Raw genomic sequence first — 18,008 nt, forward strand, 5'->3', positions numbered from 1 at the left:
CTCGGAGTAGCCAACAGTCCGATCGATGACCGCAGTGTGCGGGTACCGCATGACCCGTCGAGGTCTACGGGCGGAACCTGAGGCCGAGACCGGGTCCGGCGCCGGCGGTGAGGCGGCCACCGGTCATCGTGACGCCGCTGGGGATCGCCAGGCAGCCGAGCGCGGCGAAGGACGCGTCTTCGACGTCCTCCACGAGGACCGGCTCGGGCAGGCTCAGCGCGAGCTGTCCGGACAGCTCGGGCAGCAGGTGCGGCGCCAACGTGACCCCGTAGCTCCGGGCGAGCGCGGCGATGCGCAGGAACGGCGTCACTCCCCCGACGCGGACGACGTTGGGCTGCACGATGTCGCAGGCGCCGGCGTCGAGGAGGTCGCGGAACCGGTGGACGGTGTGCACGTTCTCGCCCAGCGCGATCGGGACGTCGACGGACCCGCGCAGCTGCGCGTACGCCCAGGTCGCGTCCGCCAGCAGCGGCTCCTCCACCCAGGACAGGTCGAACCGCGCGAGGGCGCCGATCGCCCGGCGCGCGGTGGCGAGGTCCCAGCGCTGGTTCGCGTCGATCATCAGCCGGCGGCCGGGCCCGATGACGTCGCGGACGGCGGCCACCCGCTCGACGTCATCGGCGAGGTCCGGCTTGCCGACCTTGATCTTGACGGCGTGGTGCCCGGCCTCGACCCACCGCCGCGCCTGCTCGACCAGCTCGTCCAGGGAGTAGTGCAGGTTGACGCCGCTGCCGTAGACCTCGACGGAGTCGCGGCGCCGGCCGAGCAGGTCGGCCAGTCCGGCGCCGTGGCGGCGGCAGCGCAGGTCCCACAGCGCGAGGTCGACGCCGGCCATGGCGATGGTGGTGACGCCGCCGCTGCCGGCCTCGTGCAGGTGCCGCCACAGCGGGTCCCAGACGACCTCGGGATCGGCGGGCCGGCCGACGACGAACCGCGTGCACTCGTCGTCGAGCAGGGCCCGCACGGCGCCGGCGCCGATGGTCGGGGTCCAGGAGAACCCGGTGCCGGTCGCGCCGTCCTCGGTGGCGATGTCGACGACGATGACGTGGACGTGTGGCACGTCCGGGCCCCACGGCCGTGGCAGCGGGATGCGGAGCAGCCGCGTCGAGACCGCCGCGACGACGTCACCCATGCGCGTCGGCCACCTCGATCAGCCGTCGCAGCCGCTCGACGTGCGCCGGGGACGGGTCGACCAGTGGCGGGCGCACGCCACCGACCTCGAGCCCGCGCAGCCGGACGCCGGCCTTGACCAGCGAGACGGCGTATCCCGGCACCTGGTCACGCAGCTCCACCAGCGGCTGGAAGAACTCCGCGAGCAGCCGGGTGCGGCCGGCCTCGTCGCCGGTGGCCAGCGCCCGATGGAACGTCCTGGACAGCTCCGGCGCGAAGCAGAACACCGCCGACGAGTAGAGCGGCACCCCGATCGCCCGGTAGGCGGCCTGGGTCTGCTCCGCGGTGGGCATCCCGTTGAAGAACAGGAAGTCCTCCCCCACCTCGGCCCGGACCGCGAGCACGATCCGCTGCATCAGGTCCAGGTCCCCCAGCCCGTCCTTGAACCCCACGACGCTGGGCAGCCGCGCGAGCCGGACCACGGCCGACGGGGTGAACCGCGCCCCGCCGCGCTGATAGAGGACCAGGGGCAGGCCGGTGGCCGCCGCCACCGCCTCGACGTAGCCGACCAGGCCGTCGGCCGGCCCGCTCACCAGGTACGGCGGCAGCACCAGCAGCCCGTCGGCGCCGGCCCGCTCCGCGCGCCGGGCGCACCCCACCGCGTGCGGCAACGCACCGCCGGCGCCGCCGAACACCGGCACCGCGCCCGCGACGGCTCGGACCGCGGTCGTCACGACCAGCTCGTATTCGTCGCTGTCCAGGGCGTGGAACTCGCCGGTCCCGCACGCGGCGAACACCGCGCCCGGGCCGTGCGCCAGCCCGGCCTGCACGTGCGCGGCCAGCAGGTGCGCGTCGACGGCACCGGCCGGGTCGAACGGCGTCACCGGGAAGAACAACACGCCGTCGAGGGTCATCGCAGCTCCGTCCGCCAGGTCCGTCGGGGTTTCCAGCCCAGCAGCCGTTCGGCCCGGGCCGGGCTGAACGCCGGCGCGTCATCCACCAGCGTGGGCGCCGCGGCGGCCGTCCCCGGGTGGAACCGCGGCAGCAGCTCCGCCAGCGGCTCCCGCGCCAACGCGTCCGCCGCGCCGGCGAAGAACGTCTCGCCGTTGGGGATCTCGTGCGCCCCGTGCAGCAGCAGGCCGATGAGGTCCGCGGCGTCCCGGGCGTCGACGTAGTTGAACAGCGACCCCGCGGCCAGCGACGGGTCGTCCAGCCGCTCGCGGACGGTGTGCCCCTGCTGGGTCGGCGCGCCGGCCCACTCGTCCGCGCCGATCACGTAGCACGGCCGGACGGCGCTCAGCCGCATCCGGTCGCCGGCCTGGGCGGTGAACATGCGCACGACCTGCTCGGCGACCAGCTTCGACAGGCCGTACGCGTGCCACGGCCGCACCGGGTGGGCCTCGTCGATCGGCAGGTACGACGGGACCCAGCCGGCCGGGGCGCCGTAGCCGACCACCGTCGGGCTGCTCGCGACGACCACGGTTCCGGCGCCGGCCTCCAGGGCGGACCGGCACACGTTGAAGGCCAGCGCCGTGTTCGTGCGCAGGATCTCCGCCTCCGGCCGGCTGAACGGCACCGCGATGGCGGCCAGCTGCACGACGGCGTCGGGCCGCACCCGCGACAGCGCCCAGTTCGCCTCGTCGGCGACGGTGAGGTCGGCGGCGAACCACTGCTCCCGGTGCCGGGCGGGCGGGCGCCGGTCGACGCTCACCACCTCGTGGCCCGATCCCAGCAGCCCGTCGACCACAGCCGTACCCAGCCGCCCGGACCCGCCGGTCACCAGGACCTTCATCGCGGGCCCAGCGGGAGGCCGAGGCTCGCCACCCGGACCGGGAGTCCGGTCGCCAGGGATTCGTTGGCGGCCAGCCCGACGGCGATGCTGCGGAATCCGTCGGTGAGACTCGCGGGCCGGCGCAGCGGGTCGTCGCCCGGGCCCCGGAACAGGTCGTCGAGGAGCAGCACGTCGCCGCCCCCGTGCCCGTGCGGCCCGGCTGCGCTCGGAGGCACCGGCACCTCGACCGCCCGCTCCCAGTGCCGCTGCAGCACGATCCGGTCGCCCTCGCGCCGGACGGAGTCGGCGCCCGGCGCCGCGGCCTGGTGTGCCGTCTCGACGACCTCGATCTCGAGCCGGCCGGCGGTGCCGTTGACGGCGACCCGATAGCCCTCCCACGGCGCGTGCGCGTGCAGGGAGTAGGTCATGCTGGCGCCGCGCTCGTAGCCGACCAGGACGCTGAGGTTGTCCTCGATGCTGATGCCCTCGCCGAACACGTCCTGGTCGCGGACGTAGCCGTCGTCGCCCTCGGCCTCCAGGTACAGCCGCCGCAACGTGTCGTCGGCGCCCAGGTCGAGCGCGAACGGGTCGTCCGCCCGGCCGGGGTCGTCGCGGCTGCGCGGCGGCCGCGGGCCGAGACCCCGCTCCTCGGCCCGCCGGGCGCCGTAGAACCGCAGCCCGCCGAGGGCGAACACCGTCGCCGGCACGTCGTCGAGCCACCAGTTGGCCAGGTCGAAGTGGTGGGTGGCCTTGTGCACCAGCAGTCCGCCGGACTTGTCCTTCTCGCGATGCCACCGCCGGAAGTAGTCCGCTCCGTGCGCGGTGTCGAGCAGCCATTCGAAGTGCACCGACGTGACGTCGCCGACGGCGCCGGAGGCGATCAGCCGCCGCACCTCCGTGTTCCGCGGCGAGTAGCGGTAGTTGAACGTCAGCACGGCCCGGGCGGCGCTGTCCTGCGCCGCGCGCGCGATGGCCCGGGCGTTGCCGACGCTGGTGGTGAGCGGCTTCTCGACGATGACGTCGCAGCCGTGTTCCAGCGCGGCGACCACATAGCGGTGATGGGTCCAGTCCGGCGAGGTGACGATGACGCCGTCCGGGCGCACCTCGGCCAGCAGGGCGGCGAAGTCGTCGGAACCGTACCGGCGCGGGGCCGGCGCGCCGCCGTGCACCGAGCGGTAGCGGTCGTCGTAGTACGACATCCGGACCGAGTTGACGTCGCACCAGGCGACCGGGGTGCCCACGTCGGCGTGCGTGGTCAGCAGCGCGTCCACGTACAGCTGTGCTCGGTTCCCGGTGCCGACGACGGCGTAGCGCCGGCGGCCGACTGTCGTGTTCACTGCTGCTCCAGCTGCCAGAGGTGGGTGTACCGGCCGCGCAGGGCCGCCGCGAGCTGCTCCGGCGGGCAGTGCCGGGCCAGGCCGGGGACGAGGCACTGGTTGTCGCGCTCGGGTCCGTAGAAACGGGTGTTCACGATCCGCACCGGATCCAGCGGCGGGGTCAGGCAGACGACCTCGGCGATGCCGGGATCCAGGGCGCCGGCCAGGACCGCGAGGAACGCGCCCTGCCCGGCGCCGACCAGCCGGACCGGTCCCTTCGCCCCGGACCAGCCCCGGACGAACTCGGCGGCGCGCAGGACGTCGTACGTGCGAGCCGCGCCGAGGCTGTCGGACAGGCAGACGAGGTCGGCGACGATCTTGTACATCGTGCCGTAGTTCTGCTCCAGGCCGAACTCGTTGAACCGGTGCACCGCGAGGGCGCCGGTGCCGCGGACGTCCAGGACGACGACCCGGCGGCCGGCGGCCGTGGCCCGGGCGCAGGCGTCGAGGTGGGCGGAGAGATCCTCGGTGCCGCGGTCGAGCACGAGCAGGTCCGTCCCCGCCGTCACCGGGCCGGCCGGGTCCAGGACGATCGCGGCGTTGACGATGTCGCGCTCGGACCACCAGAACGCCTTGCGCGCCCCGGACTCGGGGTCGGTCCACCAGCGCGGGTAGAACTCCGGCCCCGGATCGCGGCCGGACCGGACCTGGTCGTGCAGCCAGGGCACGCCACCTGCCTCGGCGGCGCGGGCCAGTTCCCCGGCCAGTCGTTCCCGGTTGAGCTCGAAGACCTGGCGCGCGGACGGGTGGTCGGTGGAGATCTGGCCGGTCCGGGTGCACTGAAGTTCGGCGCTCGTGTGCAGGGCCGGCTCCTCGAGCGCCCGCTCGCCCGGCACCCACGACGTCGCGCCCAGCTGCCGGGCGAAGAACTCGACGGCCTCCCCCGCGAGCTCCGGGCCGAGGCCGTGTTCCCCGTCCGCGCGCACGTGCGTCAGCGAGCCGCCGGTCAGGTCGAAGATCCGCTGGGCCCGCCGCACCGTGCGGATCGCGCCCTCGACGCAGAAGAAGTCGGAGTTCGCCGACAGCACCAGCGTCGGCCGCGGCGCCATGGCGATGAGGAGGTCCTCGTGGTCGATGCCCGCGAGGGCGCCGCCCGGGATGATCTGCTCCGGGTCCTGCGCCTGGCCGGAGCGCTGGTACTCCTCGCGGCCGGTGATGAAGCAACTGGGCGCCGCGGCGGCGATGCGCGGCTCGACCAGCATGAGCCAGGTGGTCTGGGTTCCACCGCCGCTGTTGCCGGCCACGCCGACCCGGTCCGGGTCGACCTCGGGGCGTGCGGCCAGGTAGTCCAGTGCACGCCGCGCGTCGGTGACGAAGTACCGCGCGATGGTGTCGCCCGCCCACCAGCACTGGACACCGGCGTGGACGTGCTCGGGCACGTTGGCCGCGATCAGCTCCTTCCCGTCCGCGTCGAGGTAGCTCTTGCGCTCGCCCTGCCCGATCGAGTCGAACGTGAGCACCACCAGGCCGGCCCGGGCCAGCCGGGCGCACATGGCCTGGTAGCGGGGAGCGGCCTTGCCGACGCCGGCGTGGCCGCACAGGAACAGCACCGCACCGGCGGGCCGCTCGGGTGTCGCGCCGTCCGGCCGGTACAGGTTCGCCGGCAGCAGGACGCCGCCGCCGGTGTCCAGGATCAGCTTCTCGATCGTGTACCCGTCCGCCGCGAGCGTGCCGGCCGGCCGGGCCGTGGGGACCGGCCGGTCGTCCGGCAGGTCCCCGCCCAGGGCGTCGAGGGCGAGCTTGCGCAGCTCCTCCTGCCGCCGGCGCACGTCGTCGGGGGTCCGCAGCAGGTCGTTGGCGCGCCGGCCGGCCGCGAGCCACTCGCTGGTCCGCCGGTGGACGTTCTGCTGCACCTGCAGCGACGGGTCGTACATCCCGTCGAGGAAGTCGCGGAACCCCGGCGCCGTGCCGGCGGCGTCAGCCATAGGTGCCCTCGGCGATGGTGCCGACCGGGCCGCTGGCGCTGCCCCAGTGGACCCGCGGGCCGGTCACCGTCGTCTGCGTGCCGTCGACGTCGTTCTCGACCAGGATGTCGTTGAGGTGGATGTACCAGTTCCGCGCCGACGTCCCCATCGACTCGGTGAACGTGCAGGCGACCAGCCGGGCGCCCCACGGGTGGCACTGGATGCCGCCGTCGGCCAGTGCCGCGTAGCGGTGGTCGATCGTGCAGCGGACGAAGTGCTTCTGGACGGTGATGTCGTTGGTCCAGATGCTGCGCAGCTCGCGGGCCACGAACGTGCAGTCGGCGTACCGGACGTTCTGGCCGGTGTTGCCCGCGTCGGTCACGAGATACGTGCCGCGGTACACCTGCCCGTTCGTCCAGGGCCGGTCCTCGAAGTGGCAGTCGGCGTAGACGGTGGCCAGCGCGGCGTCGGCGGACCCGTAGCCGACGTTGGCGGTGCCGTTGAAGGTCGACCACTTGAACACCAGGCCGGGCTTGGTCGTGTAGGCGCTGTACGTCGTGGTGCCCCAGAACGTGCAGCCCTCGAACCGCGTGTAGCCGGAGTCGCCGTGCGTGACGTCCAGCCCGCTGCCGGCGTTGTTCACGAACTCGCAGCCGGTGAAGAGGCCGTCGCGGCAGACGCTGCCCTCCGCCTCGATGTCCACCCCGGCCGACGGCGCCGACTGCACGGCCGCCCGCCCGGTGTGGTTGAACTGGCTGTCGGTGCAGGTGAGGCCGCGCCCACCGGTCCACGACAGGCCCTGCCGGCCGTTGTACTCCGAGCGCAGCCGGGTGATCGTGTGCGGGGTGGCCGGGTCGGCGGCGGTGTGCCCCGGCTGGCCGACGGTGACGCCGTCGAGGCCGTGGTGGTGCGCGTGGACGTCGGTGATCCGCACGTTCGTGCAGCCCAGCAGCCGGATGCCGGTGGCCTTGAGCTGCCGGCCGGTGTCGCCGAACTCGCCGCCCAGCACGAGCTGGTCGTTGTTGCCATCGAGCTCGAGGTTCTCGATGGTGAGGTCGCTGCCGTCGAGCACCTCGATCATCCGGCCGGCCTCGACGCCGTAGGAGGCGGTGGTGAACGGCAGCGACGGCGGGTCGTACCGCGCGCCCGTCGTCGGGTGGAACGAGCCGAAGCGCAGCCCGGCCGCGAGCCGCAGGACGGCGCCCGCGGCGCCCTTGACGTGCAGGAACTGCACGCCGGTGAGTGCGAAGATCGGTTCCATGACGTAGTACGGGGTGACGCCGCTGGTGTGCGTCTGCCGCCCGACGACGTACACGCCGGCCGGGATCGTGAGAGTGCCGCCGCCGGCCGCCTGGATGGCGGCCGCGGCCTGCTGGAAGGCGGTGGTGTCGTTCGTGCTGCCGTTGCCTGCGGCGCCGAAGTCGGCCCTGATGTCGAACGTCGGGTAGGCGGCCGTGGCGGCGGCCCGGGGCAGCTGGGTCGCGACGGCTGCCGCGGCGGCACCGGCGAGGACGGTGCGGCGGCGGAGCCGGTGGGGGTCGGCCATGATTCCTCCTTGCGGGCTGGACGGGGGGGGGACTACTTCAGGGCGCCGGTGACCATGCCGCCCTGGATCTGCCGCTGGAAGCTGAGGTAGACGACGAGCACGGGGATGATCGAGATGGTGAGGCCGGCGAACAGCGCGCTCCAGTTGCCGGCGTAGCCCTGGCTGACCGCGAGGTTGGCCAGCCCCTGCGCCAGGACGTAGTTCTCCGGGCTGGACTGCAGGATGAGCGGCAGCAGGTACTGGTTCCACTGGCCGAGCACCACGAAGATGCCGACGCTCACCAGGCCCGGGCGGGCCAGCGGCAGCATGATCCGCAGGTACGTGCCCCAGTGCCCGCAGCCGTCGATGAACGCGGCCTCCGACAGCGACGTCGGCAGGGTCCGGAAGTAGGCGGTGAGGAAGAAGACGGCGAACGGCAGGTTGTACGCCGCGTAGACGACGGCCAGCCCGGGCAGCGAGTCGGCCAGCCGCAGGCTCTGGGCGATGAAGAACAGCGGCACGATCGCGAGGAACGTCGGGAACGTCATGCCGACGACGAACAGGAAGTACACCAGCCGGTTGCCGCGGAACGCGTAGCGGGCGACGACGTAGGACACCGTGGCGCCCATGGCCAGCGTGAGCGCCGTCCCCAGCGTCACCACGATCACCGTGTTGACGAAGTAGCGGCCGATCTCCGCGTTCGTCCACGCGTCGGCGAAGTTGCCCCACCGCAGCGCGCCCGGCAGGCTCCACGGGCTGCTGAGCAGCTCGTCGTTGGTCTTGAACGCCGACATCACGCACCACGCGAGCGGGATGACCACCAGCGCCGCCCAGGTGAGCAGGAAGCCGTGGGTGAAGACGTTGAGGACGCTGCCGGTGACGGTGCGGCCGTCGCCCGGGCCGGGCGGGGCCGGCCGGGCCGCGGGAGCGGCGGGTGCGCGCGGCGTCGTATCGAGGCTCATCGATCCTCCTAGAACTCGACGCGTTCGCGCCGGGTCAGCCGCAGTGCCGCCGCGGCGAAGGCCAGGGTGAGCAGCAGCAGGGCGACGCCGATGGCGGTGGCGTAGCCGAACTCGCTGTTCTGGAAGGCGGTGATGTACAGGTAGTTGCCCAGCACCTGGGTCGAGTTGTCCGGCCCGCCCGACCCGCCGGCCGCCGACATCACGTTGACGATCGCGAACATGTCCAGCGCGTGGATGCCGAGGTAGATGCCGGCGACCTGGACGGTGTCCCAGATCAGCGGCAGCGTCATGCGCCAGAACGTCTGCCACCGTGTCGTGCCGTCGAGCCGGGCGGCCTCGAAGATGTCGGCCGGGATCGAGCTCATCGCGCTGGTGAACAGGATCACGTAGAAGCCGACGGACAGCCAGATGATGACCGCGAGCATCGCCGGGTAGGCGGTGTCCTTGCTGCCCAGCCAGTTCACCGGCTCGATGCCGACGAGGCCGAGCGCGCCGTTGAGCAGGCCGCTGCCGGTGGGGTCGTACACCGTCGAGAACAGCACGCCGACGACGGCGATCGAGAGCAGGTGCGGGAAGAAGTAGACGATGCGGTAGACCGCGGCGCCCCGCACGCCGCGGCCGCCACCGCGGGCCCGGTACCGGCCGACGTGGATCATCGTCGCGAAGAACAGCCCCAGGGCCAGCGTCACCGCGGGGATCACCAGCACGGCGATGACGTTGTGCCAGACCGAGATCCAGAACACGTCGTCCCGCACGAGCCGCGCATAGTTGTCCAGCCCGATGAACGTCCGCTCCGGCGACAGCCCGTTCCAGTCGGTCAGGGAGATGTAGAACGACTGCGCGTAGGGCGAGATGACGAGGACGCCGTAGAGGAGGATCGGGACCGCGAGGGCGGTGACGACGAACCTGAGACTGCCGGCACGCATGACGTCACTGGTCCCCGTACTTCTCGATGGAGTCGTCGTTGCGGACGGTGTCGGCGGCCGCCTGGCAGCGCCGGCTCCACTCGTCGGGGTCGATCTCGCCGGTCATCAGCGCGCTGGTGGCGTTGGCGGCCTCGGTCTGCAGCGGCGAGTACCAGGTGCCGTAGCGCCAGAAGAAGGTGTCGTCGCCGGACTCGGTCAGCGCGTCGCGCACCGACGTGAGGCCGGTGCCGGCGGACTGCGGGTCGTACTCGGCCAGGCTGGTCAGCGTCTGGGTCTGCCGGGTGAAGTTCTGCGACGACGTCGGCGACAGCATGATGCGCAGCAGCTCCATGCCGCCGTACGGGTTCTCCGCCTGCGCCGGGACGATGAACGGCTCGTTGCCCATGCCCCGGATGGCCGCCTGCGGCAGCGCGTCGTCGTCGGTCAGCGACGGCGGCGACGCGATGACCATGTCGAAGCCCTCGGGCATGACGTCGCCGAGCTCGCTCTCCAGCCACGACCCGCAGGGGATGAACGCGGCCTCGCCGTTCGCCCAGTAGGTCTGCGCCTGAATGTGGGTGAGGCCGGACGTGCCCTGCATGATGAAGTCGCGCTCGACCAGCTGGTGCATCGCCCGGGCCGACTCGAGCATCGGCTCGCTGGTCCAGCTGTCCGGCTCGAGGTTGTCCAGCGCGTCGATGACCTCCCGGCCGCCGGCCTTGATCGCCATCATGACCAGCGGCGTCAGGATGTAGCCGGGGTTCTTGCCCTGGTAGGTCCAGGGCGCCATTCCGGTGGCGTCCTTGATCTCCTGGCACAGGTCGAGCATCTCGGCCCAGGTCGACGGGTAGCTCCAGCCGTGCTCGTCGAACAGCGAGCTGCTGTAGTACAGCCCGTGCACCGTGAAGGTGTAGTTGAGCGCGTACGGCACCCCGCCGAACGTGCCCTGCTCGACGATGCCCGGCAGCAGCGTGTCGCGCACGGTCTTGCCGTCGCCGCCCTCGGCGGGCGCGTCGAGCAGCGGCGTCAGGTCGGCCAGCTGGCCGTTCTCGACCAGCGGCGCGAGCATCAGCGCGCCGGCGCCGGCGTTGCAGACGATGTCCGGCACGTCGCCGGAGACGAACCGTGGCTGCAGCAGCTTGGCCAGTTCCTGGCCGCCGGTGTGCGTGATCTCCGACTGCGGGAACCGCTGCTGGTAGACGGCTTCGGCGTCGATGGCGTACTGGTCGCCGTAGCCGCCCTTGAAGATGATGGCTTCCAGCGACAGATCGGCGGGGACGCCCAGCGGGTTGTCCGGGTCGCCGGTGGCCTGCGGGCTGGCGGACGCTCCGTCGCCGCGGGTGGACGACGACGTCGCGCAGGCGGACAGGAACCCGGTGCCGGCGAGGGCGCCGAGTCCGGCGCCGAGGCCCAGCAGGGTGCGCCGGCTCAGGGCGCGGGTCGGGTGGGTCATGATCTCTCCTCGGGAGGTCGGGTCAGCCGGCGACGCGCAGCGTGACGGCGTCGCGGCCGGCGATGGTCGTACCGGGCAGCGGCCGCAGCGTCAGCGTCAGGTCGCGCGGCGTGGTGGCGGCGGTGTCGCGGGCACGGACCGCGATGGTGACCTCGCGCTGTCCCGGCGCGATGACGGCGACGCCGGGGAGGCCGTCGTAGTCGACCCGGCTCCGGGCGGCGCCGGACAGGTCATAGTGCAGCGCCAGCGGCGCGGCCAGGTCGTCGCCGACCCGCCGGACGGTGACGGTGGCGGTCTCGCCGCCCCGCACCCAGCGCCGGTCGCTGGTGAGGACGACGGTGGCGGCGCCGTCCGTGGGCCGCAGTTCGAGGTCGACGTCACGAGTGGCGCCGGCGGTCTCGACGACGGGCTGCTGGGGCCGGGCCGCCCAGACGGTGCCCTGGACGTTGGCGAGGACGGGGTCGCCGGCGCCCTCCATGCCGGCCAGGAACGGGCCGTCGAGGTCGGCCAGGACGAGGCAGTCGGTGAACCCGATGTTGCCGTACTCCGGCAGCACGGTCACCATGCCGGACCACACCTTCACGAACGGGTCGGTGCGGGCCGGGTCGCGCCGCGCGGTGAACGCGACCCGTTCGAACGTCGTCCGCAGGCCGTCGTAGCCGCGCGGGCCGTACACGTTGACGGTGCCGGGCGAGTCGCCGGCGTCGAACACGCAGTCGCGGAAGATCACCGATCCGCTCGCCGGGCCCTTGGTGCCGGGCTGCACGTGCACGACGGCGTCGCCGGTCGGGCCCATGTAGCACCGCTCGACCAGCACCGACGCCGGGGTGCTGGTGGCCTGGTAGCGCATCAGGTTGATCTCGAAGCTGTACGTCCGGTTGCCGGCGAACACGCAGTCGCGGATGACGACGTCCTTGATCAGCTGCACCGCGGTGTCGGGCTCGAGGTCGATGCCGGCCTCCGGCAGCGTGCCCTCGGTGTTGATGAACGCGCTGCCCTCGATCAGCAGGCCGTCGGCGTAGATGACGCTGATGGCGTTGCGCTTGTTGTCGTCGCAGACGACGTTGCGAATGGTGACGTCGACCGAGCCGGCGCCGGTGATGATGCCGTCGCCGGGCGCGCCGCGCAGCACCAGGCCCTCGACGGTGACGTTCTCGCTGGTGCCCATGCGCACGATGGCGCGCCACTCGCCGGTGTACTCGGGCTTGTTCATGACGCAGGTGGCGCCGTAGCCGATCAGCTTGACGTTGCGCCGGCCGTGGATGCGCCAGATGCCGTCGCGGCGGTCCGGGAACGCGGCCGCCTTGCCGCGGACGGTGACACCGTCCTCGAGGATGACGGTGAGGTCGTCGCGGTTGATCCACAGCGGGCCGGTGATCCAGTCCTGGCCCACGTTGTCGATGACGACGACGTCGGCGTCGCTGGCCAGCGCCGCGGTGAGCGCGGCGGTGGAGTCCTCCGGGTCGAAGCCGAAGTCCGAGGCCCTGACGACGCCGGCCGCGGGGCCGGCGCCGGCGGCCGCGACGCTGAGCTTCGTCGCGCCGTGGAACAGCGGGAGCGCGGCGGCCATGCTGAGCAGGGTGCGCCGGGTGACGCTGGTCGGGGGCATGGTCCCTCCAAGGGGGGAAGGGGTGCGGGGGTCAGACCGTGCGGGTGCGGATGCGGTCGGGCCAGGCCAGTTCGGCGCCGAGCACGCCACTGAGCAGGCGTTGGAACTCCGCCAGCGCGTCGGGCTTGGCGCGGACCGCGCGCGGCGGGAGACCGGTGCCGAGGGCGTACGCGGCCAGCGCGCCGGCCGCCTCGCCGATGGTCCACTCGACCGGGTGCAGCCGGTATCCGCCGTTGGTGATGTGCGTGGTGGCGATGTTCTTCGCGGCAGCGATCAGGTTGTCCATGCGGACGGGGAGCAGCGCGCCGAGCGGCACCTGGAACGGGTGGCAGGCGATGTCGACGTACGTGCGCGGGGTCCCGGAGCCGGAACTGGGGTGCAGGTCGATGCGGTAGCAGCCGATGCCGACGGAGTCGGGGAAGACCTCCGAGCCCACCGGCAGTCCGGCGGCCCGGCGTGCCTCGACGCCGACGTGTTCCTCGACGACGGTCAGCTCGCCGGCGATGCGCCGCGACTCGCGGACGTAAGGACGCAGCGCCAGCCCGGCATCGTCGGCGGTGCCGTCGCGCAGCAGGTCGCCGCGCGGGCGCAGGCCGGGGTAGCCGGTGCCGCCGTCGTGCCGGGGCGCCTCGGTCTGCATCCAGTAGAGCAGCGACCGGCTCAGTTCCCGGGCGGCCTCGAGATGGCGCTGCCGCTCGGCCGGCTCGACCCCGACGAGCGGGCCGGGGACGTAGTCGTTCTGCGGCCAGTTGACGAGGGTGACGTCGCTGGCAAGGAAGCCCGGTGTGAACGTGCGGGCGCTGAGGATGCGCCGGAACGTCCAGCGGTCGATGCCGTGCCCGCCGGTGGGCGTCGCGGCGTCGGTGAACAGCGGATGGGTGCGGACGGCCAGTGAGTCCGGCCGCACATCGGTCCAGGACAGCAGCGGTCCCGGCCAGTAGCCGGGGGCGAAGTCGCGCCAGAAGCCGTAGCCGGCCGGGCGGTCGATGGTCCAGTCCTCGCCCTCGCGGAAGTCCATGGCGAAGCACCAGGTGAACGACTGCTGGTCCAGTGGTTGCGCGGCGCCGTCGAGCGCGTGCAACTCCCCCGTCTGGTCGCGGCTCTCCGCGCCCACCACCGACTCGGTGCCGGACTGCTCGACGACGTCGCCCAGTTCGGTGGCGTCCAGGACATAGGGCGCCCGGACGGTGACGTGGTCGCCGTCGCGCTCGAACCGCACCGCGGTGACGGTGTCGCCGTCGACCTCGACGGAGTGCGGCCGGGTGCCGGTCAGCACGGTGAGCCGGCGGTTCGCCCGGTACGGCGCCAGCATCGCGTGGATGGCGGTCAGCGCGACCTTGGGCTCGTGGCACAGCGGGCTGACGCGGCCGTCGCCGGGGTTGAGGGCGGCGGACGCCCGCGCGGACTCGGTGAGCGGGTAGTGCCGCCGGTACAGCTCGCGGATCTCGGTGCGCAGCCGGCGGTAGCTCGCTGCCGCGCCGAACGTCTCGACCCAGGCGTTCTCGTCGGGTGGGACCGCCTGCGAGGTGAGCTGGCCGCCCAGCCACGGCGACTCCTCGGTGAGCACGACGGTGCGGCCCAGGCGAAGCGCCGCGAGCGCCGCCGCGACGCCACCCAGCCCGCCGCCGACAACGAGCACCTCGGTCTCGTGGTCCACCGTGCCTCCCGCCTCGTCAGAAGGTGATTAAGCGCTCTGATTAAGCGCTATGATTAAACGCGTTAGCCGATGGTAGACTCGGCTCGTTCCGTCGTCAATGGGTGGGTTCCGGCGAGCTTCGCCGGCACAGGGAGGCAGATACTCGTGGCTCAGCGCCGCCGGCCGGACAAACGACGCGTCACGCAGAGCGATGTCGCTCGCGTCGCGAACGTGTCCACGGCCATCGTCTCCACGGTCATCAACGGCAAGACCGACTCCATCCGGGTCAGTGAGACGACCCGCGAGCGGGTCTGGCAGGCCGTCCGCGACCTGCACTACACCCCGAACATCGCCGCGCAGAGCCTGGCCGGCGGCCGCAACCGCATCATCGGCGCGTTCACCTACCAGCGGCTGTTCCCGTGGGAGAGCCGCGACTTCTACTACGAGTTCCTGCTGGGCATCGAGGAGGAGGCCGAGGCCGTCGCGCATCACCTCCTGCTGTTCACCGGCGCCAAGAACGAGTCCGGCGAGCGCTCGATCTTCAACCGCGACACCAACCTGCTGCGGCTAGCCGACGGCGCCATCCTGGTCGGTGGCCGGGTCGACAGCGGCGAGCTCGCGAAGCTGGCCGCCGACGGCTACCCGTTCGTCATGATCGGCCGGCACGACGAGGTCGGCCCGCAGGCGTCCTGGGTCGCGGCCGACTACACGGCCGGAGCCGACGCCGTCGTCGAGGAGCTGTACGGACGTGGGCACCGGCGGCTGCTGTACGTCGTCGGCTCGCGCACGCAGGAGACGCTGATCGAGCGGCGCTCCGGGTTCGCCGCCGCCTGTGCCCGGCACCGGCTGGGCCCGAAGCGGGCCACCATGGTGGCCTTCGGCGCGCCGAACCCCGAGCTGCCGCGCGTCGCGGTGGCCGCCGACGAGCCCGCCGTCCTCGCCGCGGCCCGCGAGGCCGGCGCTACCGCCGTCATCGCCGAGTCCTCGTACGTCGCGCACCGGCTCTTCGAGACGGCGCGGGCCCAGGGTGTCGACGTGCCCGGCGAGCTGAGCATTGTCGGGCTGGGCGACCACGGCGACCGCGCGAACGTGCTCTCCCCCGACCCCGCGCTGTCGCTGCTGCGCACGCCCAGCCGCGAGATCGGCGCGGCCGCCGTCCGCATGCTGCTGCGGCTGCTCGACGCGCCCGACGCCGGCCCGGAGCAGGAGTTCGTCCCCTGCGAGCTGACCGGCGGCCGGACCGTCGGCGCGCCGGGGTGACCCGATGGACGCGCTGCTGGGGAAGCTGACGCTCGAGCAGAAGGTGCGGCTGCTCACCGGGACCGACTCGTGGCACCTGCCGGCCGAACCCGCCATCGGGCTGCGCTCGGTGGTCCTCACCGACGGTCCCGCCGGGGTCCGCGCCGCCCACCGCGGCGGCGCCGTCACCGCCCTGAACCTGCCGTCCGGAACGGCACTCGGCGCGTCGTGGGACATCGACCTCGCCCGCCGGTTCGGCGCGGCACTCGCGGCCGAGACCCGCAGGGTGGGTGCCGACGTGCTGCTCGGACCCACCGTCAACTTGCACCGCAGCCCGCTCGGCGGCCGGCACTTCGAGGCGTTGTCCGAGGACCCGCTGCTGACGTCGCGGCTGGCGGCGGCGCTGGTGCGCGGCGTCCAGGACGGCGGCGTGGGCGCCTGCCCGAAGCACTACGTGGCCAACGACTCCGAGACCGAGCGGTTCACCGCCGACGTCCGGGTGTCCGAGCGGGCGCTGCGTGAGCTGTACCTCGCGGCGTTCGAGGACACCGTCGTCGAGGAGCGGCCGTGGATGGTGATGGCCGCGTACAACTCGGTGAACGGCACGACGATGACGGAGCATCCGCTGCTGGCCGACCCGCTGTGCGGCGAGTGGGGCTTCGACGGCGTGGTCGTCTCGGACTGGGGCGCGGCGCGCACGACCGTCGCAGCGGGGCGGGCCCGGCTGGACCTCGTCATGCCGGGGCCGTCCGGTCCCTGGGGCGCGGCGCTGGTCGATGCGGTGCGGGCCGGGTCGGTGCCGGAGGAGGCGGTCGACGAGAAGGTGCTGCGGCTGCTCCGGCTCGCGGCCCGGGTGGGCGCGCTGGACGGCTTCGGCGAGACCGCCGTCGTGCCGTCGCCGGTCGACGGGCCCGGCCTGGCCCGTGAGGTGGCGGCCGCGGGGATGGTGCTGGTGCGCAACGCCGGCGGCGAGCTGCCCTGGAACCCGGCCCGGCTGCGGTCGGTGGCGGTCATCGGGCAGAGCGCCGTGCTGGCGCGGACGCAGGGCGGCGGCAGCGCGTACGTCGAGCCCGAACACGTCGTGTCACCGCTCGACGGGCTGCGAGCCGCGCTGCCGGGCGTCGACGTGCGGTGGTCGCTCGGGACCCAGGTGCAGCGGGGCCTCGTCCCGCTCCCCCCGTCGGGGCTCACCGATCCGGCGACGGGAGCTCCGGGGGTGCGGCTGGTGATCCGGGCCGCCGACGGGACCGTCCTGCGCTCGGAGCGACACCGCTCGGCCGACCTCACCCGCATCGGCTCGAAGCGGCTGGCCGGCGCGGCCTCGATCGAACTGGCCACGATCTACCGGCCGGACGACGGCGGCCCGGTCCGGCTGGGCGTCGCGGCGGCCGGGCGGCTCCGGCTGAGCGTCGACACCGTCGAGGTGATCGACACCGTGCTGGCCCACGACGGCACGGCGTTCGCCGGCGGCCTGGTGTCGCCGCCGGTGGTCAGCACACCGGTCGTGCTGGACGCCGGCCGGCCGGTCCACGTCGTCGTCCACCTGGACCTGCCCCCGCTGCCGGGCCACGACCACACCGCCGCGACGCTCACGGTCGGGATCGACCTCGCCACGGCGTCGCCGGAGGACGAACTGGCGGCAGCGGTGGCGGCGGCCCGCGCTGCCGACGCCGTCCTCGTCGTCGTCGGGACCACCCCGGACATGGAGAGCGAGAGCTTCGACCGGTCCACGCTGGCGCTGCCCGGCCGCCAGGACGAGCTGGTGCGTGCCGTCGCCGCGGCCAACCCGCACACCGTCGTCGCCGTCAACGCGGGGGCGCCGGTGCTGCTGCCGTGGCGCAGCGAGGTGGCCGCGGTGCTGCTGACCTGGTTCGGCGGGCAGGAGCTCGGTCACGCCCTGGCCGACGTGCTCCTCGGCGCGCGCGAGCCGGGCGGACGGCTCCCGACCACCTGGCCGGCGGCCGAGGCCGACGTGCCGGTCCTGTCCACGACGCCGGCCGGCGGCGTGCTCGGCTACGACGAAGGCATCCACGTCGGCCATCGGGCCTGGCTGCGGGCCGGTGTGCAGCCGGCGTACCCGTTCGGGTTCGGCCTCGGCTACACGACGTGGTCGTTCGACGGCCTCCGCGTGGCGGCCGCGACCGGCGGGGCCGTCGACGTGGTCGTCGACGTGCGGAACACCGGCGACCGGCCCGGCAAGCACGTCGTCCAGGTCTACCTGTCCAGGCCGGAGACCGCCGTCGACCGCCCGGCGCGCTGGCTGGCCGGATTCGCCGTCGTCCGGGCCGACGCCGGTGCCACGACGACGGCCCGCATCGAGATCGGGGCACGGGCGTTCGCGCACTGGGACGGCGGCTGGCGGACCGAGCCGGGCACCTACACCCTGCACGTCGGTTCGAACGTGGCGGACCTCCCCCTGCGTGCCGACGTGACCCGGCCATGACCCGGCGGCCGGCCATGATCATCCACCTTTTGCGCTGTCAGAGCACCCCAAAAGCTGGATGATCCGGGTGGAGGG

Annotated in this window: 13 protein-coding genes; 2 read left to right on the forward strand and 11 right to left on the reverse strand. The window is 73.3% G+C overall.

The window, feature by feature from the left end:
* Positions 1-64: 64 nt before the first annotated feature.
* Genes ACW62_RS30340 through ACW62_RS30390 form a run of 11 tightly spaced genes read right to left on the reverse strand, consistent with a single transcriptional unit; the run spans position 65 to position 14,272 of the window.
* Positions 65-1,132 carry a mandelate racemase/muconate lactonizing enzyme family protein gene (locus ACW62_RS30340; RefSeq protein WP_053207868.1) on the reverse strand — a complete coding sequence of 356 codons (1,068 nt, stop codon included), beginning with the start codon at positions 1,130-1,132 and terminating at the stop codon, positions 65-67.
* Positions 1,125-2,024 (reverse strand): 5-dehydro-4-deoxyglucarate dehydratase, encoded by a 900-nt coding sequence (locus ACW62_RS30345; RefSeq protein WP_053207869.1) that lies wholly within the window; start codon positions 2,022-2,024, stop codon positions 1,125-1,127. The genes ACW62_RS30340 and ACW62_RS30345 overlap by 8 nt, the downstream gene beginning before the upstream one ends.
* Positions 2,021-2,902: an NAD-dependent epimerase/dehydratase family protein gene (locus tag ACW62_RS30350; protein ID WP_053207870.1), complete on the reverse strand. Its 882-nt coding sequence runs from the start codon at positions 2,900-2,902 to the stop codon at positions 2,021-2,023. Before ACW62_RS30350 ends, ACW62_RS30345 begins: the two co-directional genes overlap by 4 nt.
* On the reverse strand, positions 2,899-4,218 hold the full coding sequence (locus ACW62_RS30355; RefSeq protein ID WP_157575085.1) for a Gfo/Idh/MocA family protein: 1,320 nt from the start codon (positions 4,216-4,218) through the stop codon (positions 2,899-2,901). The genes ACW62_RS30350 and ACW62_RS30355 overlap by 4 nt, the downstream gene beginning before the upstream one ends.
* Positions 4,215-6,182 carry an alpha/beta hydrolase family protein gene (locus ACW62_RS30360; protein ID WP_053207871.1) on the reverse strand — a complete coding sequence of 656 codons (1,968 nt, stop codon included), beginning with the start codon at positions 6,180-6,182 and terminating at the stop codon, positions 4,215-4,217. Before ACW62_RS30360 ends, ACW62_RS30355 begins: the two co-directional genes overlap by 4 nt.
* Entirely contained in the window at positions 6,175-7,707 is a 1,533-nt protein-coding gene (locus ACW62_RS30365) for a right-handed parallel beta-helix repeat-containing protein (protein ID WP_053207872.1), read from the reverse strand. Before ACW62_RS30365 ends, ACW62_RS30360 begins: the two co-directional genes overlap by 8 nt.
* A gap of 32 nt (positions 7,708-7,739) precedes the next feature.
* Positions 7,740-8,648: a carbohydrate ABC transporter permease gene (locus ACW62_RS30370; RefSeq protein ID WP_053207873.1), complete on the reverse strand. Its 909-nt coding sequence runs from the start codon at positions 8,646-8,648 to the stop codon at positions 7,740-7,742.
* 8 nt (positions 8,649-8,656) lie between these two features.
* Complete coding sequence (locus ACW62_RS30375) at positions 8,657-9,574, reverse strand: carbohydrate ABC transporter permease (RefSeq protein WP_053207874.1); 918 nt, start codon at positions 9,572-9,574, stop codon at positions 8,657-8,659.
* A gap of 4 nt (positions 9,575-9,578) precedes the next feature.
* The gene (gene ngcE, locus ACW62_RS30380; RefSeq protein WP_053207875.1) at positions 9,579-11,006 is read right to left on the reverse strand and encodes an N-acetylglucosamine/diacetylchitobiose ABC transporter substrate-binding protein; all 1,428 of its coding nucleotides are present in this window, start codon (positions 11,004-11,006) and stop codon (positions 9,579-9,581) included.
* A 22-nt stretch (positions 11,007-11,028) separates the two neighbouring features.
* Positions 11,029-12,615, reverse strand: a complete 1,587-nt coding sequence (locus tag ACW62_RS30385; RefSeq protein ID WP_053207876.1) for a right-handed parallel beta-helix repeat-containing protein — start codon at positions 12,613-12,615, stop codon at positions 11,029-11,031.
* A gap of 31 nt (positions 12,616-12,646) precedes the next feature.
* Entirely contained in the window at positions 12,647-14,272 is a 1,626-nt protein-coding gene (locus ACW62_RS30390) for an FAD-dependent oxidoreductase (RefSeq protein ID WP_053207877.1), read from the reverse strand.
* A 69-nt stretch (positions 14,273-14,341) separates the two neighbouring features.
* Between ACW62_RS30390 and ACW62_RS30395 the strand changes: the two genes are divergently transcribed.
* Together ACW62_RS30395 and ACW62_RS30400 are read left to right on the forward strand one after the other, a co-directional pair.
* Positions 14,342-15,511 (forward strand): LacI family DNA-binding transcriptional regulator, encoded by a 1,170-nt coding sequence (locus ACW62_RS30395; RefSeq protein ID WP_083460355.1) that lies wholly within the window; start codon positions 14,342-14,344, stop codon positions 15,509-15,511.
* A 4-nt stretch (positions 15,512-15,515) separates the two neighbouring features.
* Positions 15,516-17,933, forward strand: coding sequence for a glycoside hydrolase family 3 C-terminal domain-containing protein (locus ACW62_RS30400; protein ID WP_053207879.1), 2,418 nt, complete (start codon positions 15,516-15,518; stop codon positions 17,931-17,933).
* The last annotated feature ends 75 nt before the right edge of the window (positions 17,934-18,008 follow it).

It is taken from the genome of Jiangella muralis (assembly GCF_001270745.1).
Lineage (GTDB): Bacteria > Actinomycetota > Actinomycetes > Jiangellales > Jiangellaceae > Jiangella > Jiangella muralis.